The sequence below is a fragment of the Streptomyces sp. A1136 genome, from assembly GCF_004795055.1.
Classification (GTDB): domain Bacteria; phylum Actinomycetota; class Actinomycetes; order Streptomycetales; family Streptomycetaceae; genus Streptomyces.
On sequence record NZ_SSBJ01000314.1, the window covers coordinates 1 to 554 of the forward strand.

General features: G+C 73.8%; 1 protein-coding gene. It reads right to left on the reverse strand.

Going from position 1 to position 554, the window contains the following annotated elements; genetic code table 11:
- Positions 1–7 precede the first annotated feature (7 nt).
- A partial coding sequence (locus E6R62_RS38785; RefSeq protein ID WP_276615705.1) for an acyl-CoA dehydrogenase family protein occupies positions 8–554 on the reverse strand: 547 nt, incomplete at its 5' end.

Genomic DNA, 554 nt, shown 5'->3' on the forward strand with positions numbered 1-554 from the left:
CTGAGGCTCAGGCGCTGTAGGGGCGCTCCCGGTCCAGCTCCTCCTTGGCCACTCCGCGGAGGTGCACGGCGTCGGGGCCGTCGACGATGCGCAGCGTCCGGGCGTGCGCCCAGAAGCCGGCCAGCGGGGTGTCGTCGCTGACGCCCGCGCCGCCGTGCAGCTGGATCGCCCGGTCGATGACGTCGAGGGCCACCTTCGGGGCGGCCACCTTGATCGCGGAGATCTCGGTGCGGGCGCCCTTCGCCCCGTACTTGTCGATCAGGTCGGCCGCCTTCAGCACGTAGAGCCGGGCCTGGTCGATCTCGATCCGGGAGAGGGCGATCGACTCCCGCACGGTCCCCTGCTCGGCCAGCGGGCGGCCGAAGGCGACCCGCGCCTTGGCCCGCTCGACCATCAGGGCCAGCGCCCGCTCGGCCATGCCGATGGCGCGCATGCAGTGGTGGATGCGGCCGGGGCCCAGGCGGGCCTGCGCGATCATGAAGCCGTCGCCCTCGCTCGCGAGGAGGTTCGACGCCGGCACCCGGACGTCGGTGAACCGCAGCTCGGAGTGCCCG